Origin of the sequence: Intestinirhabdus alba (assembly GCF_009711095.1) — a bacterium.
In the GTDB taxonomy this organism is placed as follows: domain Bacteria; phylum Pseudomonadota; class Gammaproteobacteria; order Enterobacterales; family Enterobacteriaceae; genus Intestinirhabdus; species Intestinirhabdus alba.
In genome coordinates this window covers 1-1,223 of record NZ_WMJZ01000110.1, presented here as the reverse complement: position 1 = coordinate 1,223, position 1,223 = coordinate 1, and the positions used below count along the sequence as shown (strand labels likewise).

Genomic DNA, 1,223 nt, shown 5'->3' with positions numbered 1-1,223 from the left:
TTGGCGATGGCGGTCATGCCGAACTCGCGCACCCCGTAGTGGATATAGTTCCCGGCGGCGTCTTCGTTGATGGCTTTAGAACCCGACCACAGGGTCAGGTTGCTCGGTGCCAGGTCGGCGGAGCCGCCGAGGAACTCCGGCAGCAGCGGACCGAAGGCTTCAATGGCGTTCTGGGACGCTTTACGGCTGGCGATTTTCTCCGGATTTGCCTGCAGCTTCGCGATGAACTCGTTCGCTTTGGCGTCGAAGTCGGCCGGCATCTCACCGCTCATGCGGCGGGTAAATTCGGCCGCTTCCTGCGGGAAAGCTCTGGCGTAAGCGGCGAACTTCTCGTTCCAGGCGGACTCTTTCGCCTGGCCCGCCTCTTTTGCATCCCACTGCGCGTAGATCTCAGACGGGATCTCAAACGCCGGGTGTTTCCAGCCCAGCGCCTCGCGGGTCAGGGCGATCTCCGCGTCGCCCAGCGGCGCGCCGTGGGAGTCGTGGGTGCCCTGTTTGTTGGGGGAGCCGAAGCCGATAATGGTTTTGCACAGCAGCAGGGAGGGTTTGTCGGTGACCGCCCGCGCCTCTTCCACCGCGCGTTTGATGGCCTCTGCGTCGTGGCCGTCGATGCCGCGCACCACGTGCCAGCCGTAGGCTTCAAAGCGCTTCGCGGTGTCGTCGGTGAACCAGCCCTCAACGTGGCCGTCGATGGAGATGCCGTTGTCGTCGTAGAAGGCCACCAGCTTGCCCAGTTTCAGGGTGCCCGCCAGGGAGCAGACCTCGTGGGAGATCCCCTCCATCATGCAGCCGTCGCCCATGAAGGTATAAGTGTAGTGGTTAACGATGTCGTGGCCCGGACGGTTAAACTGCGCCGCGAGGGTTTTCTCGGCGATGGCCATCCCCACCGCGTTGGCGATCCCCTGGCCCAGCGGACCGGTGGTGGTCTCCACGCCCGGGGTGTAGCCCACTTCCGGGTGGCCCGGCGTTTTCGAGTGCAGCTGGCGGAAGTTCTTCAGCTCGTCGAGGGAGAGATCGTAGCCGGTAAGGTGCAGCAGGCTGTAGATCAGCATCGAGCCGTGGCCGTTGGAGAGCACGAAGCGGTCGCGGTCGGCCCAGGCCGGGTTGTTGGGGTTATGGTTCAGAAAATCACGCCACAGGACTTCGGCAATGTCAGCCATCCCCATCGGGGCACCCGGGTGACCGGATTTGGCTTTTTGTACTGCGTCCATGCTCAGCGCACG

Annotated in this window: 1 protein-coding gene; it reads right to left on the bottom strand. The window is 63.6% G+C overall.

Annotated features, from left to right (window positions below):
• Nucleotides 1–1,223, bottom strand: a 1,223-nt coding sequence (locus GJV78_RS22625; protein WP_269140517.1) for a transketolase family protein, incomplete at both ends; no start/stop codon positions are given.